The sequence below is a fragment of the Rhizobium sp. YAF28 genome, assembly GCF_052113285.1.
GTDB lineage: Bacteria > Pseudomonadota > Alphaproteobacteria > Rhizobiales > Rhizobiaceae > Rhizobium.
Genome location: NZ_JBFRCX010000012.1, coordinates 53436 through 76197, shown reverse-complemented (window position 1 = coordinate 76197; position 22762 = coordinate 53436). Strand labels below are relative to the sequence as shown.

24 protein-coding genes are annotated in these 22762 nt (G+C 61.0%); 13 read left to right on the top strand and 11 right to left on the bottom strand.

All coding sequences use genetic code 11. The annotated features are described in order from the left end of the window. Nucleotides 1-4: 4 nt before the first annotated feature. Both AB4Z13_RS25360 and AB4Z13_RS25355 read right to left on the bottom strand, forming a co-directional pair. Entirely contained in the window at nt 5-883 is an 879-nt protein-coding gene (locus AB4Z13_RS25360; protein WP_113323669.1) for an FkbM family methyltransferase, read from the bottom strand. Next, nucleotides 883-2598 carry an adenylate/guanylate cyclase domain-containing protein gene (locus AB4Z13_RS25355; protein WP_442207101.1) on the bottom strand — a complete coding sequence of 572 codons (1716 nt, stop codon included), beginning with the start codon at nt 2596-2598 and terminating at the stop codon, nt 883-885. Before AB4Z13_RS25355 ends, AB4Z13_RS25360 begins: the two co-directional genes overlap by 1 nt. Before the next feature lie 192 nt (nt 2599-2790). On the opposite strand from AB4Z13_RS25355, the gene AB4Z13_RS25350 reads away from it, so the two are divergent. Together AB4Z13_RS25350 and AB4Z13_RS25345 are read left to right on the top strand one after the other, a co-directional pair. Next, complete coding sequence (locus AB4Z13_RS25350) at nt 2791-3885, top strand: glycosyltransferase family 4 protein (protein WP_442207100.1); 1095 nt, start codon at nt 2791-2793, stop codon at nt 3883-3885. Further along, entirely contained in the window at nt 3875-4642 is a 768-nt protein-coding gene (locus tag AB4Z13_RS25345) for a polysaccharide deacetylase family protein (protein ID WP_113323672.1), read from the top strand. Before AB4Z13_RS25350 ends, AB4Z13_RS25345 begins: the two co-directional genes overlap by 11 nt. On the opposite strand, the gene AB4Z13_RS25340 is transcribed toward AB4Z13_RS25345, so the two are convergent. Further along, on the bottom strand, nt 4624-5454 hold the full coding sequence (locus tag AB4Z13_RS25340) for an MBL fold metallo-hydrolase (protein ID WP_113323673.1): 831 nt from the start codon (nt 5452-5454) through the stop codon (nt 4624-4626). The two genes, AB4Z13_RS25345 and AB4Z13_RS25340, sit on opposite strands and share 19 nt — an antisense overlap. Before the next feature lie 509 nt (nt 5455-5963). On the opposite strand from AB4Z13_RS25340, the gene AB4Z13_RS25335 reads away from it, so the two are divergent. Genes AB4Z13_RS25335 through AB4Z13_RS25325 form a run of 3 tightly spaced genes read left to right on the top strand, consistent with a single transcriptional unit; the run spans nt 5964 to nt 9721 of the window. Continuing rightward, a complete protein-coding gene (locus AB4Z13_RS25335) occupies nt 5964-7079 on the top strand; it encodes an ABC transporter ATP-binding protein (RefSeq protein WP_442207099.1) in 1116 nt (371 codons plus the stop codon). Beyond that, complete coding sequence (locus tag AB4Z13_RS25330; protein WP_442207098.1) at nt 7072-8031, top strand: ABC transporter substrate-binding protein; 960 nt, start codon at nt 7072-7074, stop codon at nt 8029-8031. Before AB4Z13_RS25335 ends, AB4Z13_RS25330 begins: the two co-directional genes overlap by 8 nt. Before the next feature lie 10 nt (nt 8032-8041). Then, entirely contained in the window at nt 8042-9721 is a 1680-nt protein-coding gene (locus AB4Z13_RS25325) for an ABC transporter permease (RefSeq protein ID WP_442207097.1), read from the top strand. A gap of 291 nt (nt 9722-10012) precedes the next feature. On the opposite strand, the gene AB4Z13_RS25320 is transcribed toward AB4Z13_RS25325, so the two are convergent. The 6 genes from AB4Z13_RS25320 to pcaD form a co-directional block, all read right to left on the bottom strand. After that, nucleotides 10013-10780 carry an SDR family oxidoreductase gene (locus AB4Z13_RS25320; RefSeq protein ID WP_310382440.1) on the bottom strand — a complete coding sequence of 256 codons (768 nt, stop codon included), beginning with the start codon at nt 10778-10780 and terminating at the stop codon, nt 10013-10015. 62 nt (nt 10781-10842) lie between these two features. Continuing rightward, nucleotides 10843-11889, bottom strand: a complete 1047-nt coding sequence (locus AB4Z13_RS25315; RefSeq protein ID WP_442207096.1) for a 3-carboxy-cis,cis-muconate cycloisomerase — start codon at nt 11887-11889, stop codon at nt 10843-10845. A 119-nt stretch (nt 11890-12008) separates the two neighbouring features. Next, nucleotides 12009-12620 (bottom strand): protocatechuate 3,4-dioxygenase subunit alpha, encoded by a 612-nt coding sequence (pcaG, locus tag AB4Z13_RS25310; protein WP_442207095.1) that lies wholly within the window; start codon nt 12618-12620, stop codon nt 12009-12011. Between the two features lies 1 nt (nt 12621). Beyond that, on the bottom strand, nt 12622-13371 hold the full coding sequence (pcaH, locus tag AB4Z13_RS25305; RefSeq protein ID WP_113323681.1) for a protocatechuate 3,4-dioxygenase subunit beta: 750 nt from the start codon (nt 13369-13371) through the stop codon (nt 12622-12624). Nucleotides 13372-13381: 10 nt separating this feature from the next. Beyond that, the gene (gene pcaC / locus AB4Z13_RS25300) at nt 13382-13780 is read right to left on the bottom strand and encodes a 4-carboxymuconolactone decarboxylase (protein ID WP_442207094.1); all 399 of its coding nucleotides are present in this window, start codon (nt 13778-13780) and stop codon (nt 13382-13384) included. After that, the gene (pcaD, locus tag AB4Z13_RS25295) at nt 13777-14580 is read right to left on the bottom strand and encodes a 3-oxoadipate enol-lactonase (protein ID WP_113323683.1); all 804 of its coding nucleotides are present in this window, start codon (nt 14578-14580) and stop codon (nt 13777-13779) included. Before pcaD ends, pcaC begins: the two co-directional genes overlap by 4 nt. A 93-nt stretch (nt 14581-14673) precedes the next feature. On the opposite strand from pcaD, the gene pcaQ reads away from it, so the two are divergent. From pcaQ to AB4Z13_RS25265, 6 genes are all read left to right on the top strand, one after another. Then, nucleotides 14674-15612: a pca operon transcription factor PcaQ gene (gene pcaQ / locus AB4Z13_RS25290; protein WP_442207093.1), complete on the top strand. Its 939-nt coding sequence runs from the start codon at nt 14674-14676 to the stop codon at nt 15610-15612. 67 nt (nt 15613-15679) lie between these two features. After that, nucleotides 15680-16573: an NAD(P)-dependent oxidoreductase gene (locus tag AB4Z13_RS25285; RefSeq protein ID WP_442207092.1), complete on the top strand. Its 894-nt coding sequence runs from the start codon at nt 15680-15682 to the stop codon at nt 16571-16573. A gap of 81 nt (nt 16574-16654) precedes the next feature. Further along, a complete protein-coding gene (locus AB4Z13_RS25280; RefSeq protein WP_007821040.1) occupies nt 16655-17332 on the top strand; it encodes a response regulator transcription factor in 678 nt (225 codons plus the stop codon). After that, nucleotides 17329-18699, top strand: coding sequence for a sensor histidine kinase (locus AB4Z13_RS25275; RefSeq protein WP_310382447.1), 1371 nt, complete (start codon nt 17329-17331; stop codon nt 18697-18699). The genes AB4Z13_RS25280 and AB4Z13_RS25275 overlap by 4 nt, the downstream gene beginning before the upstream one ends. Before the next feature lie 86 nt (nt 18700-18785). Then, entirely contained in the window at nt 18786-19355 is a 570-nt protein-coding gene (locus AB4Z13_RS25270) for an rRNA adenine N-6-methyltransferase family protein (protein ID WP_113323738.1), read from the top strand. A 154-nt stretch (nt 19356-19509) separates the two neighbouring features. Further along, entirely contained in the window at nt 19510-19845 is a 336-nt protein-coding gene (locus AB4Z13_RS25265) for a VTT domain-containing protein (RefSeq protein WP_442207091.1), read from the top strand. A gap of 18 nt (nt 19846-19863) precedes the next feature. Here the strand turns inward: AB4Z13_RS25265 and AB4Z13_RS25260 are convergent, their stop codons facing one another. Together AB4Z13_RS25260 and AB4Z13_RS25255 are read right to left on the bottom strand one after the other, a co-directional pair. Further along, complete coding sequence (locus AB4Z13_RS25260; protein WP_113323689.1) at nt 19864-20619, bottom strand: IclR family transcriptional regulator; 756 nt, start codon at nt 20617-20619, stop codon at nt 19864-19866. Between the two features lie 114 nt (nt 20620-20733). Continuing rightward, nucleotides 20734-21645: an acetamidase/formamidase family protein gene (locus AB4Z13_RS25255; protein ID WP_442207090.1), complete on the bottom strand. Its 912-nt coding sequence runs from the start codon at nt 21643-21645 to the stop codon at nt 20734-20736. A 244-nt stretch (nt 21646-21889) separates the two neighbouring features. Here AB4Z13_RS25255 and AB4Z13_RS25250 point away from each other — a divergent pair, with 244 nt between their 5' ends. Next, nucleotides 21890-22303 carry a YbaN family protein gene (locus tag AB4Z13_RS25250; RefSeq protein WP_162748050.1) on the top strand — a complete coding sequence of 138 codons (414 nt, stop codon included), beginning with the start codon at nt 21890-21892 and terminating at the stop codon, nt 22301-22303. Then, nucleotides 22287-22658, top strand: a complete 372-nt coding sequence (locus AB4Z13_RS25245) for a hypothetical protein (RefSeq protein ID WP_162748048.1) — start codon at nt 22287-22289, stop codon at nt 22656-22658. Before AB4Z13_RS25250 ends, AB4Z13_RS25245 begins: the two co-directional genes overlap by 17 nt. The last annotated feature ends 104 nt before the right edge of the window (nt 22659-22762 follow it).

The following is a 22762-nucleotide window of genomic DNA, read 5'->3' as shown; positions in this document are numbered from 1 at the left end:
CGGTCTAAGGCAGGAACAGCACGTCATACTGATCGAATCCGCCCGGCAGATCACGGACTTTCATCTCCTTCTCGCCGTCCTCGAAGACCACGAGGCAATCCTCGTAGAAGCCTGCGAGCGTGCGAATGAAGGCCTTTGTGCCCTCCTGGCCGTAAAAGAGCGGCGTGAATTCCATATAGAGAGGCGCGCGGCGGGCAAGCAACGGTAGCATCGAGCGGCAGGCAACCGGCTCGTAACCCTCGATATCCATCCAGACGAGTCCGATGGCAGTCTGGTCGATGCCGAGCTCGTCGAGGATGCCGGTCACGGACCGCACCGGAACACTGATCTTCCGGTCGCTGGCGCTCTGGCGGATGGCGCTGCTCTTGCCGTGATTGGCGCTGTTCAAAAAAAAGTCGATCTCGCCTTCACCTTCGCCCGCGGCGCAGTTGACGAGGCGCACCGTGTCGATAAGACCGTTCTGGCGGATATTTTGTTCCAGAAGGCGGAAATTGCGCGGATCTGGCTCGACGCTGATGATCCCGGCAAATGCGCGGGCGAGCGCAAAATAGACTGTCTGTGTGCCGATATTGCCGCCGATCTCCAGCAGCATGCTGCCCTTCTTCAGAAGACCGCGCTGGCGCAGGATCACGAGCAGCCGGTCGACTGCCTCGCGCTCGAAATGGCCCTTCCGGAAGACCTTGCGGCCGATATAGTCGGTAGGTGAAAAACTCATCAGATGATCGCCGGCATCGATCGTCATGGAGGTGACACGTGGCCCGATATTCTCGATCAGCAGCCGGCGGCCGGGGCGGGTGTCAAAGAAACGTGTGGCCAGCGCATTGCGCGCCTTACGCAGACGGCGCTTCCAATATTTGCCAGTAAGCCATGCATGGCCGGACATTATTGTCTTTCCTTGAGCGGTTCGGCGGCTTTCTCTCTCGGAATGACGTAGACTTTCAAGGGGAGCGCCCGGCCACGCACATTGATTTCGCAGCTTTCGACCGTTTCCAGATCAATGCCGGCGCCTATCGCGACCGGCTCGGAAATGACGATCGCAGCGTTAAGCTCCTTGGCCGCCGTCTCCAGGCGGCTTGCGACATTGACTGTATCGCCGACGGCCGTCAGGCTGCGTACCCGCCCATAGCCCATCGTGCCGACGACTGCCGGGCCGGTGTGGATACCGATAACGATCTGCAGCGGCAAAGGCAGTTCGTCGGAAAGTTCGGCGGCAAGCTTTTCCACCTCGGCAACAATCGCGGTCGCGGCAGCTACCGCCTGCCGGCAGGCTTCCTCAGGCGTGGTGTTGAGGCCGAAGAGTGCCATGGCGCCGTCGCCGATGAATTTGTCGAGCCGTCCGCCGGCCTGTTCCACCGCCTTGCCGACGATCCCGAAATAGCGGTTGAGCAGGAAGACGACGTCGAAGGGCAGGCGGGTTTCGGTCAGCGTCGTGAAATGGCGCATGTCGCAGAAGAGCACGGCGATCTCGCGTTCGCGACCGGGGCTGGTTTCCTGGCTGTTGGCGGGAAGGGCAGCCTCTGTCTGCGGCACAAGCAGCGGCGCGACGGTCAAGTCCCTATCCGGGCGGAGCTGACAGGCGAGGCGTACGTCGGGTGCCGCATTGATGCGCTTCAGAGTCGTCTGTTCCAGCTTGTCGGGCGGCGGCAGGGTCCAATAATCGCCGAGGATCTGCACGCGGCAGGTGGAACACTGACCCTTGCCGCCGCAGACCGAATAATGTGGCAGGCCGCCAAGCCTGCTTGCCTCCAGCACTGTGAAGCCGCGTGGCACGCGCACGGTCTCGCCGCCGGGATAGTGAACTGCGACCTGGTTCGCCCGCTCTTTCAGTCTGCGGCGCGCCCGTGCCAGGATGACGAGGGCAAGCGCTGCGGAGAAGCTGCCGTAGAGCCCGGCGCGGATCGTCGCGATTTTCTCGCGCGCCTTAGGATCGTTGTAATAGCGGGTATTGATCGTTTCCAGGTAATGTCCGGATTCGGCCTCGATATAAGAGGGATCGGACAGCGTGCGGCCCATCTCGACGAAACCGAGCATCGCCAGCACGGGCAGGAGGATGGCGATGGCCAGAAGCAGCGATGAGGAATTGTCGTACCACGGCCGATAGCGCAGCCAGAAATGTATGCCGATACAGCCGTGGATCCAGACGGCAAGCAGGGCGAAAGTCTGGCGTACGCCGTCCTTCGGCGAGTTGATCCAGAGCGTGCGAACGATCGTCTCATAATTATCGGTATAGCTGTAGAGCGCATGGACGATGCGTGTGCCGATGACATGGTCGATGAGCAGCAGAGGAATCAGAAGGCCGAGAACGATCTGTGCCATTTCGTTCTTCGGCATGACGAGGCTGCGACGCATATAGAGCCCACGCAGCACGAGCGTCATGTGGACGAGGACCGAGCCGTAGAAGAGCAGTGTGCCCAGCGGATTGCGCCAGATCACCAGAAACAGCCGGCGCGCATCGTCGGCTGCCGTCAGCGAAACAAGCCCCAACGCATGGTTTGACATATGCAGGATGATGAAGACGAACATCACAAGGCCGGAACCGAGCCTGGCCTTCCTGATCGTGCGCTCCGAAAAAATCCCTGTGGCCCAGACCGTCGTCATCAATTCCTGTTCTTGAAGCTCAAATCGCAAATGCACTAGAGAAGACGAAAAAGGGCGGAATTATCGTCTCGTCTAATCACGATCGCTTCGGTATGTCTGCCTGTATCGTTCAAGGATAGTGACAATAGCGGAAATTTTCGCTTACGGCGCGAGCGCCGATTGGAAACACACTGTCATACGCGGAGTGTCGCGATGCGGATTGCCTTCTACGCGCCGATGAAGTCGCCGCACCATCCGGTGCCCTCAGGTGACCGGTTGATGGCGCGGCTGTTGATCCGGGCGCTGGAAATGGCCGGGCATTCGGTCGAGGTTGTGTCCGAATTCCGCATCCATGCTGGCACGCCGGAAGCGGCGGCCGAAGCGCTGGCGAGGGCCAAAGAGGAGCTTGAGCGGCTTCGACGCAAATGGTGGGAGGAGCCGAAGCCGGAGCTCTGGTTCTGCTATCATCCCTACTACAAGTCCCCCGATCTCTTCGGACCCGCGATCGCGGCGGAATTCACGGTTCCCTACGTTACGGCGGAAGCCTCCTATTCGCGCAAGCGCGACGGAATGGGGTGGGCCTTGCTCCAGAAATCGGTGGGCGAGGCGATCCGCTGTGCGGCGGTCAATATCGCCTTTACCGAACGCGACCGGAAAGGATTGGAAGACGTCTTTCCCGAAGCGCGTATTGCCCGAATAAAGCCGTTCATCGACACAGCGTTTTTCGAGACGGTAACGCCTGCTCCCGATCCGCAACGCTTGGTGAGCGTGGCCATGATGCGGGCCGGTGACAAGATGGAGAGCTACAAGATGCTCGCTGCGGCACTGCGCATGATCGAGGATCGGCCCTGGACGCTCGGCATCATTGGCGACGGTCCGTTAAGGGCTGAGGTGGAGGCGCTGTTTGCGGGTTTTGCCCCCAGTCGTATCGACTGGCTCGGCCAGAGGGAGCCGGAAGAGATAGCCGAACTGCTTTCGAAGAGTGGCATCTATGTGTGGCCAGGCTGCGGCGAAGCCTATGGACTTGCCTATCTCGAAGCGCAGGCGGCGGGTCTTCCTGTCGTGGCGCAGAAGACCGCCGGCGTGCCTGCCGTGGTGGAGGCCGATATGACCGGGCTACTGACGCCTGATGGCGATATGCAAGCCTATGCGCGAGCCATTGCCGTACTGCTGGATGACCGGGCGCCCCGTGACGTCATGGCATCCGCCGCCCGCCGCTTCGTCCTCGACGAGCGTTCGCTTGCTGGCGCGTCGAAAGAACTGGATTTGATCCTACGCAATCATGCAGGAGCAGCATATGATCGATAGCAGTATCCTCGAGCCGTTGTATCGGGAGCTGGAGCGCTGGCGCGACGCCGGCCGCGTGGCAAGGCTCTGGCTGCGGGATGACGATGCAATCGAGCCGACGGCGGCGCTGGAGCGACTGCTCGCCGAGACGAAAAACTACGGCATCCCGATTACGCTTGCGATCATTCCGGCCCTTACCGGCGCACCGCTCGCTCAGCGGCTTGCGGACGAGGCGCATGTCAGTGTCGCGGTTCACGGCTGGGCGCATCACAATTATGCCGGACCTGACGACAAGAAACAGGAACTCGGTGGATCACGGCTGGAAGAGACCATTCTCGGCGAGCTCTATGAAGGCTTCCTGAAGTTGAAGGATCTCTACCCGACACGCTTTCTGACGATGCTGGTTCCGCCCTGGAACAGAATCGACAAGGGTCTCATTCCTAAGCTGTCGGCGCTCGGCTTCGAATCCCTTTCGACCTACGGACGCGTCAAGGGCGAAAGCCCGCTTGCCGTCGTCAACTCTCATGTCGACCTTATGGACTGGCACGGCACCCGTGGCGGGCGGCCGATGGCAGACCTGATCGGCGCACTGGTCGCCGAGCTGCAGGACAGGTTCGAGGGCAGCAGCGAGCCGATCGGCGTGCTCGGGCATCATCTGGTGCATGATGCGGCCGCCTGGGATTTCCTTGCCGAACTCTTTGAGGCGACCGCAGGCCACCCCGCTGTGGAATGGGTTTCAGCAGGCACGTTGGTGAAGGATCAGATGTCGACGACCTGATTGTCGCGGGCGGCAAAGGCACCGGCAAAGGCGGCCTGCGCCTCGCTTTCCATGACGGCAAGCTGTTCATCGGTGCGCGACGGCGCATGATGGAACAAGGCGAAGCGCTTTGCGCCTGCCATCTTCGCAAGTTCAGTGCCGTGCTGCCACGTAGAGTGGCCGAAACCCTTGAAGCGCTGCATCTCGTCTTCGTTATAGGTGCAGTCGTAGACGACGAGATCGGCGTCCTTCATCATCTCAAGCGCCACCGGATCATGCGTGCCCGGAATGTGCTCGATGTCGTAGATCAGCGCCACGATGCGGCCCTTCCAGTGGATGCGATAACCGATCGCACCGCCCGGATGGTTCAGCATGTATGTCTGCATTTCGACGCCTTCATGCGGGGTCAGCGTCTGGCCCGCATGGAAATCGCGGAAATTCATCGTCGCCTGACAGATATCGGTCTTTACCGGAAACCAGGGCGGGCTGATGAACTGCTCGACCATCTCGCGCGTGCTCATCTTGCCGTCCAGATGGCCGGACCAGATGTTGACGTTGATCGACGGGTAGTAGATCGCCTTGAAAAAGGGCAGGCCGATGATGTGGTCGTAATGGCAGTGACTGAAGAAGAGGTCGACATCATGGACCTCATCCGCAAGAAGCGAAAGGCCAGCCTCGCGCAGTCCCGAGCCTGCGTCGAAGATCATCCGGTGCTCGCCGCAGCGAATTTCTATGCAGGAGGTGTTGCCTCCATATCGGTCGAATTCCGGGCCTGACACGGGAATGCTTCCCCGAACGCCCCAAAATTTTACCTGAAACAGATCGTTACTCATTTTCCTTCAAACCAGCTTTCCCGCTTCGTCATCGTAGTCACCATCGATCCCGATGCGAAGCTGCAGAATTCCACGGGTTTGCCTATATCCCCTCGCACTCTTCTAACGGCTAGCCGAAGAAGAAGTAGATTTTCCTAAGCAATCGGCTTTTGGCTCAGAATGCAAGCCGGTATGGTTCGTTTTCTGTAAACGTTCCGGCGTATGCGAGGTCGCGACATTTCCCGCGGGATCATGCGACTTAAATGGTTGCGCGCGACCGAAAATGCAAATCCCCTGCTTTTGGCGGTGCTGAAGCCGCGGAACGGCCTGAAAAATGCGTCGAAGTTGGACAGCGGCAAAGCGCGGCGGCGTGAAGGCTGCGTGTCTTAGTGGTGGACCCCGGCACGAGACGCCAACGTCCGCTTCTGCAGAAGATATTGTCATAAAACTGAAATAGATCTGTCGCAGAGCTGTCATCCGGGGTGCCTAAATGTCGCCATACTTTCTTTAAAGCGACATTTGGTCTGCCCATGAACGCCCCCTCAATTCGATCGTCCTCTGCCGTTGCCGCGGCGGGCCTGGAATTGAGCTACGGGCGAACGCAGATCCTCAAAGGCATTGATTTTTCTCTGGAAAAGGGCAAGACGCTGGCGTTGCTCGGCCCTTCGGGCTGCGGCAAAACCACGCTTCTTAGGCTGGTTGCAGGCCTGCTTGCGCCGACCAAGGGGGCTGTTTCGATTGCCGGCACCATCGTTGCCGATGATACGACCGGCGCCTTCGTTCCCCCGGAGAGGCGCGGGCTCGGCATGGTCTTCCAGGACTATGCGCTCTGGCCGCATCTAACGGTCGGCGGCAATGTCTCCTTTCCGCTTGAAATGCGCGGCGTCGGCAAGGCGGAGCGCCATACCCGGACGATGCGCGCCCTTGAGCGCGTCGGCCTTTCGGCCTATGCCGACCGGCGGCCAAGCGATCTCTCCGGCGGCCAGCAGCAGCGCGTGGCGATTGCGCGCGCCATCGTCGCCGAGCCGCAGCTTATCCTTTTCGATGAACCGCTTTCCAACCTCGACCGCGAACTGCGCGAAAACATGGTGGGCGAGCTCGCCGAGCTCATCTCCACACTCTGCCTGACGGCGATCTATGTGACGCACGACCATAGCGAGGCGCTGACGCTGGCTGATGAGGTCGCGGTCATGCGCTCCGGCCTTATCGAGCAGCTTGCCTCGCCTGACGACCTGATCGAGCGGCCGGCCACACCCGAGGTTGCCGACTTCCTGCGGCTTGGCTGCCTCGCCGATATCGCGCGGCGCGGACGCGCCTGGTACTTCAAGGACAGCGACATCGTGCTGACCGAAGCCGAAGGAGTTGCCGGCGACGACGCTCGCGTGCTGATCCCGGTCGCCTGCATCTCGGCCGGTGAAGCCTCTCCCGATCGACTAGCCGCCACCGTGCTGCGTTCGCAGTTCCGCGGCGATGGGCATCTGGCAAGCGTTTCGCTCTCCGGTCTGCCCGGCTTGGAATTGCAGGTTCTGAGCCGCGCCAAGCTGCGTGCCGGCGAGACGGTCGGCCTTTCGATCGACTCAGCGCAAATCCGTTGGTTTCAGCAGAAAATACACCAATCCATAGAGGAGAAACTGGAACATGTTTAAGTCATTGAAGAGCATCACTTTTGGCGTCGTCGTCGCCGCCCTGATGGCCGGTGTCGCCCATGCCGACGTCACCGTTTATACCGCCGGCCCGCAGAGCCTCATCGACAAGCTGTCGGCCGGCTTCACCAAGCAGACCGGCGTCAAGGTCAATGTTTTCCAGGCAACGACCGGCAAGGTCATGGCCCGTATCGAAGCCGAAGCCGCAAACCCCGTTGTCGACGTCGTCATCTCGGCTTCCTGGGATACGGCCAACGACTTTGCCAAGCGCGGCTGGCTCGTCATCTATTCGAGCCCGAACGCAGCCAAGGTTCCGGATTTCCTGAAGTCCGAGGGCGCCGTTGCACAGGGCATCTCGGCTCTCGGCATCGTCTGGAACTCCAAGAGCGGCACGCCGAAGCCGTCCGAATGGGCCGACCTGACGAAGCCGGAATACAAGGACCTCGTCAATATTCCGGATCCGGCGCAGTCCGGTTCATCCTTCGAACTGACCGCTGCTCTCGGCGGCCAGGACGACTGGAAGCTCTTCAAGGCTCTGCAGGCAAACGGCGCCATCATCGCCGGCGCAAATGCTGACGCCCTGAACCCGGTTCTGCAGGGTGCCAAGGCCGTCGTATTCGGCGCTGTCGACTACATTGCTCTCGCTGCCCAGAAGAAGGGGGAGAGCATCGAAGTCGTGTTCCCGAAGTCCGGTACCGTCATCGCGCCGCGCCCGGCCATGATCATGAAGTCGTCCAAGAACCAGGAAGACGCCAAGAAGTTCATCGACTACATGCTCTCTGACGAAGGTCAGGCCCTGGTTGCCGGCGAAATGCTGATGCCGTCGCGCACCGACGTTGCCGCCAGCCGTCCGCTGATCAGCGACCTGACGCTTCTGAAATACGACACGGCTGCTGTTTACGGCAAGCGTAAGGAAACGCTGAAGACCTTCGCCGATCTCTACGGCGCCAAGTAAGGTCCAGACAATGCGAGGAAACGGCATCGGCGGCACGGCTCCGGCCGCCTGGCTGGCAACGGCAGGTCTCATTGTCGTCGTTGCCGTTCCCTTCATCGCAGTGGTACTGCAGGGCATCTTCCCCGAACTCGGACAGGGCTCGTTTGCAAGCCCTTTCTCCTCTCTCTATACAACGCTCGCCGATAGTTCGCTGATCCGCATGGGCGGCAACACGATCCTGCTCGGCGCTTGCGTGGTGTTTGCTTCGGCGCTCGTCGCTGTGCCGCTCGGCGTCTTCCGGGCCCTCTACAGAATTCCCTTTGCGCCTGTCTGGGACGTGCTGCTGCTCGTGCCCTTCATGATCCCGCCTTATATCGCCACGCTCGGCTGGATCATGACCCTGCAGCCGCGCGGTTATCTGCAGCAGCTTGCCGGTTTCAATCTGGCACCCTTCCTGTTTTCGATCTTCGGCATGACGCTGGTCATGGCCTTCAACACCTTCCCGGTCGTCTATTTCGCGGTGTCGCGCACGGTCGAGGCCGTCGGCGCACGTTATGCCGATGTCGGCCGCGTCTTCGGCGCGTCGCCGGCACGCGCCTTCTGGCGTATCACGTTGCCACTGTCTGCGCCTGGCCTCACGGCGAGCCTCATGCTGGTCTTTGCCGCTGCGATCGAGGAATATGGCACGCCTGCAGCGCTCGGTCGCCGCGCCGGTTTCCAGGTGCTGGTCACCGGCATCGACCTTCGTGTCACCGACTGGCCGATCGATCTGCCGGGTGCAGCGATCCTGTCGCTGGTGCTGGTCGCCATGTCGCTCGTCACCTTCCTCTTGCAGCGCTGGATCCTGGCACGGCGCTCCTACCAGACGGTCGGCGGCAAACCGACGGCAAAGGACAAGCGCCCGCTTGGCACGCTGAAGCTACCCGTCATGATCGCCTTCAGCGTCGTGGCGTTTCTCGCGACCGGCGTGCCGCTGCTGGCGATCCTTGCGACGGCGCTGGCGCGCACGATCTCCGGCGGCCTCGCCTTCGACAATGTCAGCCTCGACAATTTCATGGCGGTCTTCGGCAATAGCGCTGGCGCCGTGACGGCGCTGATCAACAGCTTCTCCCTCGGCATCGGCACGGCGCTGATAACGGGCCTGATCGGCGTGACTGCTGCCTACACAGTCGTAAAGACCAAGATGTCCGGCCGGATGGCGATCGATGTCATGACCATTCTGCCGAATGCGCTGCCGGGTATCGTCGTGGCCGTCGGCCTCATCCTCGCTTGGAACATGCCGGGCCTGCCTATCACGCCTTACAACACCGCATTCATCTTGCTGCTCGCCTATTGCTGCATTCTACTGCCGCAACCGGTGCGCTACACGACGGCGGCATTCCAGCAAATCGGCGACAATCTCGAAGCTGCAGCCCGCGTCTGTGGCGCAAACGGCGTGACTGCCTTCCGCCGTATCCTCCTGCCGCTCGTTTTCCCGAGCCTTGCCTCTTCCATGCTGCTCGTCTTCGCGCTCGCCTCGCGCGAACTCATTGCTTCCGTCGTCGTCGCACCTGTTGGCATGCAGACGATCGCAACTTTTATCTGGCGTCAGTTCGAACAGGGCTCGATCGGCCTCGGCATGGCGATGGCCTTCATCGCCATCTGTATCACGACGTTGTTGCCGCTGATCTTCATGGGGCTGATGCGACGTGGCAATATGGTTGTCGATTGAGGCGTGCTCAAAATTGAGATGTTCTTGTTTCTCGCGGAAATTGCTGAGATAATTTCCTTGGGCAACCTTTGGAGTGAACATGGCTCCAGTCACGGAGATCCTTATAGGCCTCGCGGTCGTTTCCATCCTGATCGTCGCATTTGCCGTATTCTCGTCTTGGAACCCTATCTGGTGGGCGCGCCTTCGTTTTCCACGGCGTTCTGTTCGTAGCCAAGCCGAGGGCGGACTCGAAATGAGTTTTGATTTCGCTGATGGAGATGATGGCGGTGGCGACGGAGGAGGCGATTAAGCTCAGAGCGACGTCGTAATCCCACCGTCGACCATCAGCATATGACCATTGACGAAGGACGACGCGTCCGATGCCAGGAAGACAGCCGCACCCACCAACTCCTTGACATCGCCCCAGCGGCCGGCCGGCGTGCGGGCCTCAAGCCATGCGGAAAATTTCGGATCATCGACAAGCGCCTGGTTGAGCGGCGTCTTGAAATAGCCGGGTGCAATGGCATTGACCTGCAAACCGTGTTTTGCCCAGTCCGTTGCCATACCACGGGTGAGATTGCGCACAGCGCCCTTAGTCGCCGTATAGGGCGCGATATTTGGGCGGGCGAGTTCGGCCTGCACCGAGGCAATGTTGATGATCTTGCCGCGGCCGCGGCCGATCATCGCCCGCGCGACCGGCTGACTGACATAGAAGATGCTGGAAACGTTGGTGCGGAAAAGTTCGTCCCACTTTTCGACCGGGAAGTCCTCCAGCGGCGTGCGAAACTGCATGCCGGCATTGTTGACGAGAATATCGATCGGGCCGATTTCCGCTTCGATATAGTCGATCGCCGAACGGCAGGCCTCGGCATCGGTTACATCGAAGGCAGCGCTGACGGCATGGCCTTTGTTTTCACGGATCGCTTTGGCTGCCGCTTCCGCTTTCTGGGCATTGCGCCCGTTGATGATGACTGAGGCCCCGTGCTCGGCAAGCCCGAGCGCCAGCGCATGGCCGATGCCCTGGCTGGAGCCTGTCACGAGCGCTCGGCGGCCGGAAAGATCGAAGAGGGGAAAGGTCACGAGATCACTCCTGAAATCACCATCCCTGCATAGCCGGTTTTACCGACTGAGTGCAAAGGCGATCAGTTCGTCCCTAGACGCTTGATATTACCAACGAGTTCCGTGGCGAGCCGCAATGACGCGGCAGTCGCCATGACCATCTGTGGCAGCACCAGCCATTCGAGCGTCCAGGCGGCGCCCGATCGCTCCTGTTCATGGACGAGCGAGTGGTGGATCGCTGAAAGCTGCGTGGCGTTGAACCGGGCAAGCGCGACCAATGTTTCGGCGGCGACCGGATTCTGCTTGTGGGCCATGGCCGAGGATGTGCCGCCGCCCGCAAGCTCGATCTCGCCTCCGGCTTCGGCGAGCAGCGCCACGTCCTGTCCGAATTTGCCAAGGCTGCCCGAAATCAATGAGTAGAGATTGGCGAGATCGGCAAGGCGGCTCCGCCGGCTCTGCCACTGCGGCTCGTCGGTCAGCCCCAGTTCCAGTGCCAGCGAGGCGCGCACGGCGGATGCCTCGGGTCCGAGTTTTTCGAGCGTGCCGGCAGCACCGCCGAACTGAACGGGGAAGGTCTGCTCCGTCAGCCGGTCTCGATAGGTCTCCAACGGCAGCCGCCAGGCGGCTATGCGATCGGCAGCGGTGATAGGGATCGCGGCCTGCATGCGCGTATGGCCCATCAGGCGGTTGTCGCCGAGTTGGCGCTCGAGTGCGGCAAGTCCCGTGACTACCGAATGCAGGCGTGCGCCAAAGAGGAAGCTCACAGATTTCAGCCGCAGCATGAGGCTGGTGTCGATGACATCTTGGCTGGTCGCCCCAAAATGGACGTGCTTTGCAACCTCTTCCCCTGCTGCTTCCCGAAGCTGCCGAACCAGATCGGGAATGACGACGCCATCTCGGGCGGTCGCGGCTTTTAGGCTTTCCGTGTCGGGGGTGAAACCTGCACAGGTCTGGCCAACCGCCCGTGCGGCTTCAGCCGGAATGACGCCGTGTGTGGCCTCGGCACGAGCAAGCGCTGCCTCGAAAGACAGCATTGCCCGGATATCCGCCGCGGCGGAAAAATACGAGGCTATTTCACTGTCGCCGAGCAGGCCGGAGAGGAAGGGATGATCGAAAGGGGAAGAGGTCATTCGGAGTCTCGTTTCATAACCGCCCGTCTGGCCTGTCGCGCCATCAAGCTCAGGACAAGTTAGGGCAGCACGACGCTACTTGCCCGGCACATTGTGGACAAGTAGCGTCTGCGTGCGGGTCAGATGTCGAGAAACACCGTTTCCTTCGGCCCCTGAAGATAGATGTCGAATGTCAGGTTCGCACCGTCGCGGGTGGCGATCAGCGTGGGCACACGATCACGGTGCTCGATGCGCGCCAGGATCGGATCGGCGGCGTTGGCTTCCTGTTCATCCGGGAAATACATCCGTGTGTGCAGGCCGATATTGATGCCGCGGGCAACGATCCAGAAGGTGATGTGCGGCGCCATCTTGCGCCCGTCCTTGAACGGCACCTTGCCGGGCTTGATGGTCTCAAAGCTGTAGACACCGTCTTCTGCGCGGGTGGGGCAGCGGCCCCAGCCGGTGAAGTTCGGATCGGCTGTGCCGCGCATTTCTGAGGGACTGTTATAGAGGCCGGCACTGTCGGCCTGCCAGATCTCGATCACAGCGTCGCGCACCAGCGCGCCGGCGCCGTCGAAGATGTGGCCACTGATGGTGATGCGCTCGCCGAGCGTCTTGTCATTGACCATCTGAATACCGAGGTCGGTATCATAGACGCCGGCGATGTCGCAGAAATTCGGCGTCAAGCCGATATGCACATAGGGGCCGGTGGTCTGGGATGGGGTTTCCTTGAGGTAGCCGAGTTCCTGCATGTCAGTTCCCCTCCGGCTTGTTTTCGAACATGGTCGAGCGTCGACCGCGCAACACGATATCGAACTTATAGGCGCGGCTGTCCATCGGGATCGTATTGCCCCAGTCCATCGGGGCGATCAGCTGCTCGATCGCCGCCTTGTCCGGGATCGAGCCGACGATCGGACATTTCCAGATCATCGGATCGCCCTCAAAATACATCTGCGTGATCAGGCGCTGCGAGAAACCGTGGCCGAAGATCGAAAAGTGGATATGGGCCGGGCGCCAGTCGTTGACGCCGTTCGGCCAGGGATAGGCGCCGGGCCGCACGGTGCGGAAGAAATACCGGCCTTCCTCATCGGTGATGAAGCGGCCGCAGCCGCCGAAATTCGGGTCGATGGCGGCGAGATAGGTTTCCTTCTTGTGGCGGTAGCGACCGCCGGCATTGGCCTGCCAGAATTCCACGAGAACGCCAGCCTGCGGCCGGCCGCGCTCGTCGAGCACCCGGCCGTGCACGATGATCCGCTCGCCGATGGCGCTCTCGCCGGGCCGGGCGAAATTATGGATCAAGTCGTTATCCATCTCGCCAATCATCGAATGGCCGAAGACCGGGCCGGTGATTTCCGAGATCGTGCCATCGAGCGATAGCAGCGCGCGCTGGGGCGAGCGCAGGAGCGAGGTCTTGTAGCCTGGCGCATAGGCCGGCGGATGCCAGGCGCGGTCACGAGCGAAGAAGGCCCCGGTTTCTGGCTTGCGGTTCGGTAAGTCGGACATTCTCTCCCCCTCAGGCCGCCTTGCCGGCGTCCATCTGCTCGAAAACCTGCTTTGCGATCTTGATCGCATGATTGGCCGCCGGCACACCGGCATAGATTGCCACATGCAGCAGCGCCTCGCGAATATCCTCCCGCGAGGCGCCGGTATTGGCGGTGGCGCGCACATGCATTGCCACCTCGTCATCCTGACCGAGCGCGGCAAGCAGCGCGATTGTAATCATCGAGCGCTCGCGTTTCGTCAGCTCCGGCCGGGACCAGACATGGCCCCAAGCAGCCTCGGTGATCAGTTCCTGGAACGGTCTGTCGAACTCGGTTGAGGCCGCCTGCGCGCGGTCAACATGAGGATCGCCGAGAACGGAGCGGCGGGTTACCATGCCCTGGTGATAGCGTTCGGACGCGGTCTCGCTCATGGGCTCTTTTCTCCAATGGATGAGAGGAAGGCGCGGATGATCGCCGTCAGCGCTTCCGGCTGCTCGACAGGCGGAATATGGGCGCAATCCTTGATGACTTCATAGCGCGCGTCAGGGATCAGTTTTGCCGTTGAGAGCACCAGATCCGGCGGCGTCGAGCCGTCCTGATCACCGACCACGCAGATGGTCGGCACTGTAATCTTGCGCGCGACTTCGGTGAAATCGGCGTCGCGGATCGCCGCGCAGGTGGCGACATAACCTTCTACCGGCTGGCGGATCAGCATGTTGCAGTAGCCGGCATAGGCGATGTTTTCCGGTCGGCGGAAGGCTGGTGTGAACCAGCGCTCCATCACCATGTCGACAATGCTGGCGATGCCGTTCTTCTCGACGGCGGCAATCCGGTTGTTCCAGCTTTCGACCGTGCCAATCTTGTGGGCTGTGTCGCAGAGAATCAGCGCCTTCACCAGATCCGGACGGCGCTGGTAGAGCGATTGGGCGATAAGGCCCCCGACCGAGAGACCACAGATGACCGCATCCTTGACCGAGAGAAGGTCGAGCAGGCCGGCAAGGTCGGTGGCATGATCCTCCATGGCGTAGGGCACCTGTCCGACATCGGAGAGGCCGTGGCCGCGCATGTCATAGAGAATGATGGCGAAGTCGCCGGCCAGACGGACGATCACATCCCGCCAGATTCGGAAATCCGTGCCGAGCGAATTGGCAAAGACGATTACCGGCCTGTCAGCCGGAGCCCCGATGAGCTGGTAGTGGATCGTTACATCGTTGATACTGGCAAACTGCACTTTAAATCTCCTCCACACCCAATTTGGTGAGTTGATCCGGTTAAGTAAAATGATATTTTCTAGCTTTCCAATAACTCGCGGGTTATGAAAGCGATGATCGATAGCCGCATCAAGTTTCGCCATCTGCAGGCCTTTGTCGAGGTGGCGCGGCAGAAAAGCGTGATGAAGGCGGCCGAGCTTTTGCATATCAGCCAGCCGGCGGTAACGAAGACGATCCGTGAGCTGGAACAGGCGCTCGGTGTCGGCGTCTTCGAGCGCGATGGGCGAGGCATCCGGATCACGCGCTACGGCGAGGTCTTCCTGCGCCATGCGGGTGCTGCGCTGACGGCGCTGCGGCAGGGGCTTGATTCCGTTTCGCAGGAGCAGTTCGGCGATGCTCCGCCGATCCGTATCGGCGCGCTGCCAACGGTCTCGACGCGCATCATGCCACGGGCAATGGACCTGTTTCTGAAGGAAAATACCTGGAGCCGGGTGAAGATCGTCACCGGCGACAATGCCGTGCTTCTGGAGCAACTGCGCATAGGCGATCTCGACCTCGTCGTCGGGCGTCTGGCGGGAGCGGAAAGGATGGCCGGCTTTTCCTTCGAGCATCTCTATTCCGAACAGGTCGTCTTTGCCGTGCGCGCCGGCCATCCGCTGCTTGCCTCCGGCAAATCGCTCTTCGCTGAACTCGGCCGCTATACGCTTCTGATGCCGACCCGCGGTTCGATTATCCGGCCGGTCGTCGAGAATTTTCTGATCGCCAATGGCGTCGCCAGTCTGCCAAGCCAGATCGAAACGGTCTCCGATGCCTTCGGCCGTGCTTTTGTGCGCGACAGCGACGCGATCTGGATTATTTCCAACGGCGTGGTTGCGCGCGATATTGCCGATGGCGTGCTTGCCGCCCTGCCTGTCGATACCAGCGAGACGAAGGGGCCGGTCGGACTGACGGTGCGTACGGATTCCATTCCTTCGCTGCCGCTGTCGATCCTCATGCAGACGATCCGCGAGGCGGCGCTGGAAATTTCTGGTCAGCCCGCACCTGCGCACTAACCTTCAAGACAGCAGCCACCTTTGTTCGTAGACTTGTTGCCCCTGGCTATCCAAGGAGGCGGCAGTAATGAAAACAGCCTTCATCGGTCTCGGCGTGATGGGCACGCCGATGGCGCTCAATCTCGCCCGGGCAGGCACCGACCTCACCGTCTGGAACCGTTCGCCGGAAAGCGCAGAAAGGTTGCGGGCGGCAGGCGCCGAGGTGGCTGCCGATGTCGATGCGGTGTTCGGCAAGGCCCGCACCGTGATCCTGATGCTGGCGACAGAGGCAGTGATTGACACTGTTCTCGGGCGTGGCGCGCCTGATTTTGCTGCACGCGTCGCCGGGCATGTCATCATCCATATGGGAACGACGGCGCCGGCCTATTCGAAAGCGCTTGAAGCGGATATCCGCGCAGCCGGCGGTCGGTATGTCGAGGCGCCCGTTTCGGGTTCGCGCCGGCCGGCGGAGGGGGGCGAGCTTGTGGCTATGCTTGCCGGAGAGGCTGGTGTGGTCGATGAGGTCCGTCCGCTGCTGATGCCCATGTGCCGGGAGACGGTCGTCTGTGGCGCGGTGCCAAATGCGTTGTTGATGAAGCTCGCCGTCAACATCTTTCTCATCACGTCGGTGACGGGCTTGGCGGAAGCGGCCCATTTTGCCGGTAGGCAGGGGCTGGACATGGGGATTTTCAAGGCCGTCGTCGATGCCGGCCAGATGGCGAGCGACATATCGCGGATCAAGAGCGGCAAGCTGGTGGAGCGGGATTTCTCCGTGCAGGCGGCAATAACAGACGTGTTGAAGAACAACAGGCTGGTGGCCGAAGCGGCGCGGCAGGCGGGCGTCGCCTCGCCGCTGCTCGATGCCTGCCATGCGCTCTATGCCGAAACCGAAAACCTGGGTTTCGGGCGCGAGGATATGGCGGCCGTCATTCGGGCCCTTGAAGCGCGAACCGAGGCAATCAGCCTGCCTTTCGGGGATTGACGCCACACCGCTCTGGCATTTGGTGTCATGCTGACGCAATCTTGCAGGTGCAGAGAGCAGCTTTTGAAGTTGGACGGTTAAATGCGCGTCTTGCTGGCGGAAGATGAACCGGAAATGGCCGCCGTGCTCGTGGCGGCGCTCCGCAACAACAATATCATCACGGACCACGTTTCTACCATCGAGGCGGCCGAGGAGGCCGTGCGGCTGAACAGCTATGATGCCCTGCTGCTTGACCGCAGCCTGCCTGACGGCGACGGGCTGGAGCTGATCGCCGACGCGCGCCGTATCCAGCCGGCTGTCCCGGTTATCATGCTGACGGCGCGCGGCGATCTGAAGGACCGGATAGAAGGCCTCGATCTCGGTGCCGACGACTATCTCGCCAAACCCTTTGCGGTCGAGGAGTTGATGGCGCGTTTGCGGGCCATTCTGCGCCGTCCGGGTAATATCGAGATCGAGAGCTTGTGCCTTGGCCGGCTGCATTTCGACCTGCGCAACCGCGAGGCGCGTGTCGGCGAGATGGCGCTTGAACTGCCTCGCCGCGAATTGCTGGTGCTGGAAGCGCTGATGCGTCGGGCCGGCCGCACGGTTGAGCGCTCCAGCCTCGAGGAAGCGGTCTACGGCATGGACGACGAGATCCAGTCCAATGCCCTCGACGCGCATGTTTCGCGCGTGCGCCGCAAGCTCGATGCGGCGTGCGCGGGGGTCGAGATCCATACGATCCGCGGCGTCGGTTATCTGATCCGGCAGGCCCGGCCATGAAGAAGATGAAGTTCTATTCGCTGAAATGGAGGCTGATCCGCCGGCTGGTGGCGCTGCAGGCAGCGACCCTGGTGCTGATTGCGATCGCCTTTGCCTTCGTCTTCTGGATTTCGGGCATGAGTGGCATCTTCGCACCCGATGAACATGCAATCGATGCGGTCACGGAATCGATTGCCTGGAACGCCGACGGTTCGATGCGTATCACCAACACCGACGATCTGGGTTATCAGCGCGACAAGGCGGCCGACTTCTGGTTTCTGGTACGCGATCAGCAGGGACGCATGGTCAGCGAAGGCAATGTGCCGGCGCAATATCTCGCCATCGCCGCGTCGGGTACCGATATCGCCGAAGCCCGTTTCAATGGGGACGAGGACAATCCCGCGACGATTGCCGCGCGCCTGCAGAAAATAAAGACGGATCACGGCGATCTGCTCGTCATCGTCGGCCGACAGGGCAGCCTTTCGGCCGGCAAACTTCTGGTCGTCTTCATGGCAATCGCTTCCGGTATCGTGCTTCCGGTGATTTTGCTGACAGGCCTCATAACACTGGCGGTCACACCCTTTGTGGCGCGCGGCATCCACCGCGGATTGAGCGAAGTGGCGCAGGCAGCACAAGGCATCGACGGGACGACACGCGGCTACCGCCTGCCGCTCGAAAACGTGCCGGAAGAAGTTGCGCCGCTGGTGATTGCCATGAACGAGACGCTGCAGCGTCTCGACGACGACCACAACAAGCAGCGGCGCTTCATGCTGGCCGCTGCCCATGAGCTGCGCACGCCGATCGCCATCCTGCAGAACCGGCTGGAAACCATGCCGCCGACGGAGGCGACCAACCGGCTGCTGGAAGATGTCGCCCGCCTTTCGACGCTAGCCCAGCAACTGCTCGACCTGCAGCGGCTTAATCAGGAGCCGGTACTGGATTGCTCCATCGACCTTGCGACCGTTGCGCGGCGGCAGGCCGCCGAGCTTGCACCGCTGATCATTGCCGCCGGCTATCAGGCGAATTTCGAGTTGCGTTCGATGCCGGAGCGCATCCTCGGCGATGAGACGGCGCTGGAACGGGCGATTGCCAATCTGGTGCAGAACGCCATCCAGCATGGCGGCAGGAGCGGTACGATCACGATTGCGGTCGAGCGCCCTGCACAGATTTCCGTCAGCGATGAAGGCCCTGGTATCGCGCCTGAGGACCAGGAGCGGATCTTCGAGCCCTTCCAGCGTGCGAACGGTCGCAGCCAGGGCATCGGGCTTGGCCTCCATCTCGTGCGCGAGATCGTCAAGCTGCACCACGGGCGCGTATGGGTGTCGAATGCGGAGAGCGGTGGGGCAAGCTTCAACATGAGCTTCGAGCCGACGGTCCAGACCGCATGAATCTTTCCGATGGCGCGGGTGCAGGTCATGTTCGCATCATTTGAAAGGGGAATACCGTAGACGGACATTCGATGCTGGAGACCCGCATGCAACAGCCGCCGCTGGCCGCCTTCTTTAGCGCGCTTCTCGCCGAGCCCAGGAAAATCGGCGCGATCGTGCCCTCGGGAGGGCGGCTGGCGCGGCTGATGACCAGCGAAATTGAGGCTTCCTCAGGCAAGGTGCTGGAGCTCGGTCCCGGCACAGGGGTTTTCACGGAGGCGCTTCTGAAACGCGGCCTGCCGGCGCGAGACCTCACGCTGGTAGAACTCGAAACCCGCTTCATCGCTCCGCTGCAACAACGGTTTCCTGACGTAACGATACTCCAGCGCGATGCGCGCGAGCTTGCCGCCTGCAAGGCGGAGCTTGGACCGCAGGCGGCAATCGTCAGCGGATTGCCCTTTCGCAATATGCCCTCGGAAATCATCCGCGCCATTGTCGGCGGCAGCTTTGGCCTGCTGGAACATGGCGGCGCATTCTACCAGTTCACCTACGGCCATGCCTGCTCTGTACCGGCAGACGTGCTCGATGACTTCGGGCTGCGGGCAGAGAGGCTCGGCCGGGTGCGCCTGAATATCCCGCCCGCCAGCGTCTTTCGCATTTCGCGCCGGCCGGAGTGACGATATGACCGTGCCGAACTTCGTGACCTTTATCCTTGCAACAGGCCTCTGCGGCGTGATGCTTGTCGCGATGCTGGAAAAACTGGTTCCGGTCGTCCCGTCCGTCGGCATCTAGCTGTTCTTCGGGCTGACGGCAGGCTCGGAATTTTCGGCTGTGATCCCGCTGGTCATCATCTCCGCCTTCGGTTCGATGGCCGGGTCGCTTTGCTGGTACTATCTGGCGCGCTTCTCCGGTGCCTCTCCGGGCCTTCGGTCGTTATCGGTATGGCTTGGGCGCTTCACGGTAGCACGCAGAGCCTCGGGCTGGTACGCGGAAAGCATGACGCGCATGGCGCTGGTGCAGCTCGTGCCGGCCGCACGGGTCTATTCGGGCCTTGCTTCGTCGGTGGTCTCGATCGATGCCATCCGTTTTGCGGTTGCCACATTCATCGGCTGTCTCATCTGGAACGGCGCGCTGATTTCGGCCGGCTGGATGGTCCGGCATCTCTAAAGCGTTGCGCGACATGCGTTAGCGCAGCACGGTACGCAGCGCGGCCTGGGTTTCCTTCAGCAGCGGCAGGTAGCGAGCGACCATCTCAGCCGCCGGCACATGGGCGGCCGGCGCGCCGATATTGATGGCGGCGACCGTCTGGCCGCGATCGTTCTCGACAGGCACGGCGATGGAGCAGAGGCCGAGCTCCAGCTCCTGATCGATGAGGGCATAACCCTCGGCGCGGACCTTCCGGAATTCGGCTATCAATTCCCCGGGATCGGTCTTCGTGTTCGGGGTGTTCGCTTTCAGCTCGCTCCTGGAAAGCACAGCCCGGGCTTCGGCCTCCGGTAGGGCTGCAAGCAAGACACGACCCATCGAAGCACAATAGGCGGGAAGGCGGCTGCCAGGAGTGAGGTTGATCGACATGACACGGCGCTGCGAGGCGCGGGCGACATAGACGATGTCAGTGCCGTCGAGCACTGATGCGGATGCGCTCTGGCCGGCTTTCTCGGAGAGTGCGTCGAGGTGCGGCTGGATGAGCACCGGCAGCGGGGTCGCCTCCAGATAGGCATGCCCAAGCCGCAGGATCTTCGGCGTCAGGGTGAAGAACTTGCCGTCGTAATCGGCGTAACCCAGCTCGGCGAGCGTCAGCAGCGAGCGACGCACGGTGGCGCGGTCGAGGCCGGTGAGCTTCGCCGCGTCGGTGATTGATAGCCGACGATGCATTTCGCCGAAAGCTTCGATCACCTTGAGACCGCGGGCGAAGCCGCTGACGAAATCACTTTCCCGCATGGATTTGTCTGATTTCCTCGTGATGGGTCAGAAGTTAAGGCTTGCCGGATCTTTGGCCGGATCGAAGATGATACGAGCTTTCGATCCCTGGCTGCCTTCGCCGGTGGCGATCGGTCAGCGCGCTGGAAGCCATTTCTTCGCAACCCGGCAGGCAACCGTATATGCGGGGTCGAAGACGTTGCCGATGTCGTAACGGATCACCTGGCCGAGCAGATGGCTGGCCGCCACCGTGGTCAGGCCGTAGTCTATAACAAGCAGGTTCAACATTTCGGTCGTCGCATGCTGCAGAGCCTGGTCGAGCGGCCTTGCATTGCCGATGGTGATGACGTCATCAGCAGTTTCAGCCCTCGGCCAGGACATTGGCCTTCCCTTTTCAACCGTCAGCCGGACAGTGACTTCGAACGTCGTCTCCACACCAGTGCCGACGATTTCGCCGTCACCCTGGACCGCATGACAGTCGCCAAGAAAGAACAACGCGCCGGGCGCGAAGACGGGGAACCAGATCGTCGCGCCTGGACCGAGCACGCGATAATCCATATTTCCGCCATACGCACCGCTCGTCGCCGTTGAGATCGCCTGACCAAAGCTCGGCGCCACGCCGAAACATCCGATCATCGGTGACAATGGCAGGACCAGATTTTCGATGCCGGCAACAGGTTCCTTCAGTTTCACCGTCATCGCTTGCCGGTCGATATCCCACAGCGTCTTTTCAGATCTTGGAAGGTCGCGAACGGCCTCGGGATCAATGACATTTGCCGCCAACACGCTGCGCGTGAACCCAGTATCCCTCGTGGGGTTCATGTCCAGGATTTCGACCTTGAGGGCATCTCCGGGTTCGGTACCCTCGACGAAGACCGGCCCGTTCATGGGATTTGGACCGTGTGCCTGCCGGACGTCATTCTCGTCATAACCCCAAGCGTCAAGTGTGCGGGTTACGACCGTGTCGCCGCTCGCGATCTTCAAAGCCGGAGGCATGGTTCCAATAACGTTGTAAAAGGCAGTTGCGACGAAATGGTGGGTCGTCATTCTATGTGTTCCGCTCGAGTGTTGGGAATGGGTGTTGGGAATGGGTGCGCAAGGTGATGTGCTGGTTCGACGAACTTACGCGTCTGGTGGGCAACCGTCGACGTGAAATATTCGGGCTTCCATGGGTGTGTGGTGAAATATGGCGCCGAGACTCGAAGATGCGAGGCAGCAGGAGATTTTGATCTTTTCGTTGCGGGCCATCGTGAGGCTGACGACCTGATAAGGAGTGCGTGAATTGAGTTCTATGCCCGGCCCGCCGCGCAGTTCGTTCCAACGGGCGGTCTACATTTGCCTTGGTCTGCTGATGGTCGGTCTTGGAATTATCGGTGCCATTCTTCCGCTCATGCCGACGACGATCTTCCTGATCCTGGCTGCGTGGTTTTTCAGCCGGTCATCCCCACGCCTGGAGGCCTATCTGATGCGCAGTCGATTTGGCGGCTCGCTGCGCGACTGGCGTGAAAATGGCGCGATTTCCAGGAAATCCAAGATTTTAGCCTTGATGGGGATGTTGGCCGGATATGCGATATTCTTCGTTACTTCGAAGCCATCGGTTTCCATTGCGATCATCGTCGGTGCATTGATCCTGGCTTGTGCCACCTATGTCGCTTCGCGGCCAAGTTCCTCCCGACGCAGCGAGCCGGATGAAAGCGGCGGCTAATCCAAGTTTACGACAAGAGGCACTTTACAACGAACATAAACTCAAATTATACGGCGCGCTCGCTATTGCTCCCATACCCCAACATTCCCATCTGAGCGCCATGCCAAAAACTCATAAGCACAAGTTCCTGCGGGAACAATACCGACGCATGCTTGCGTCTGACCACCATATCGATCCACGCTGGCGCGACAGTTTCGACGCGTTCCTGACGGATATTGATCATCTGGCGCCGAACACCGGAAGCCGTCGAATTATTGGTCGCAGGAACCTCAAGCTCGGTTTCGTACCCGGAAATGTCGAGTGGCATTGGGAGAGCGCGACATTGCCGGCATCGCGGGAAAACAGAGGACGCTAGGTCCGACGCACGACACGGCCGAAAGCAATCCCGCCAAATCGAGCCTTCGCGCAGCTTTGGCCGTGTCTTATCCCTTTTTGAGCGTTTTCTCTTCTGCCGGTCTT

Excerpts from the sequence above, each read along its gene's own strand:
- AB4Z13_RS25345 (WP_113323672.1), top strand. The coding sequence starts at position 3,875 with ATGATCGATAGCAGTATCCTCGAGCCGTTGTATCGGGAGCTGGAGCGC.
- pcaG (WP_442207095.1), bottom strand. The coding sequence starts at position 12,620 with ATGCAGGAACTCGGCTACCTCAAGGAAACCCCATCCCAGACCACCGGC.
- AB4Z13_RS25325 (WP_442207097.1), top strand. The coding sequence starts at position 8,042 with ATGCGAGGAAACGGCATCGGCGGCACGGCTCCGGCCGCCTGGCTGGCA.
- AB4Z13_RS25350 (WP_442207100.1), top strand. The coding sequence starts at position 2,791 with ATGCGGATTGCCTTCTACGCGCCGATGAAGTCGCCGCACCATCCGGTG.
- AB4Z13_RS25245 (WP_162748048.1), top strand. The coding sequence starts at position 22,287 with ATGAAAGCGGCGGCTAATCCAAGTTTACGACAAGAGGCACTTTACAAC.
- AB4Z13_RS25315 (WP_442207096.1), bottom strand. The coding sequence starts at position 11,889 with ATGACCTCTTCCCCTTTCGATCATCCCTTCCTCTCCGGCCTGCTCGGC.
- AB4Z13_RS25280 (WP_007821040.1), top strand. The coding sequence starts at position 16,655 with ATGCGCGTCTTGCTGGCGGAAGATGAACCGGAAATGGCCGCCGTGCTC.
- AB4Z13_RS25275 (WP_310382447.1), top strand. The coding sequence starts at position 17,329 with ATGAAGAAGATGAAGTTCTATTCGCTGAAATGGAGGCTGATCCGCCGG.
- AB4Z13_RS25270 (WP_113323738.1), top strand. The coding sequence starts at position 18,786 with ATGCAACAGCCGCCGCTGGCCGCCTTCTTTAGCGCGCTTCTCGCCGAG.
- pcaQ (WP_442207093.1), top strand. The coding sequence starts at position 14,674 with ATGATCGATAGCCGCATCAAGTTTCGCCATCTGCAGGCCTTTGTCGAG.
- pcaC (WP_442207094.1), bottom strand. The coding sequence starts at position 13,780 with ATGAGCGAGACCGCGTCCGAACGCTATCACCAGGGCATGGTAACCCGC.
- pcaH (WP_113323681.1), bottom strand. The coding sequence starts at position 13,371 with ATGTCCGACTTACCGAACCGCAAGCCAGAAACCGGGGCCTTCTTCGCT.
- AB4Z13_RS25330 (WP_442207098.1), top strand. The coding sequence starts at position 7,072 with ATGTTTAAGTCATTGAAGAGCATCACTTTTGGCGTCGTCGTCGCCGCC.
- AB4Z13_RS25250 (WP_162748050.1), top strand. The coding sequence starts at position 21,890 with ATGCCCGGCCCGCCGCGCAGTTCGTTCCAACGGGCGGTCTACATTTGC.
- AB4Z13_RS25355 (WP_442207101.1), bottom strand. The coding sequence starts at position 2,598 with ATGACGACGGTCTGGGCCACAGGGATTTTTTCGGAGCGCACGATCAGG.
- AB4Z13_RS25255 (WP_442207090.1), bottom strand. The coding sequence starts at position 21,645 with ATGACGACCCACCATTTCGTCGCAACTGCCTTTTACAACGTTATTGGA.
- AB4Z13_RS25360 (WP_113323669.1), bottom strand. The coding sequence starts at position 883 with ATGTCCGGCCATGCATGGCTTACTGGCAAATATTGGAAGCGCCGTCTG.
- AB4Z13_RS25285 (WP_442207092.1), top strand. The coding sequence starts at position 15,680 with ATGAAAACAGCCTTCATCGGTCTCGGCGTGATGGGCACGCCGATGGCG.
- AB4Z13_RS25335 (WP_442207099.1), top strand. The coding sequence starts at position 5,964 with ATGAACGCCCCCTCAATTCGATCGTCCTCTGCCGTTGCCGCGGCGGGC.
- AB4Z13_RS25260 (WP_113323689.1), bottom strand. The coding sequence starts at position 20,619 with ATGCGGGAAAGTGATTTCGTCAGCGGCTTCGCCCGCGGTCTCAAGGTG.
- AB4Z13_RS25340 (WP_113323673.1), bottom strand. The coding sequence starts at position 5,454 with ATGAGTAACGATCTGTTTCAGGTAAAATTTTGGGGCGTTCGGGGAAGC.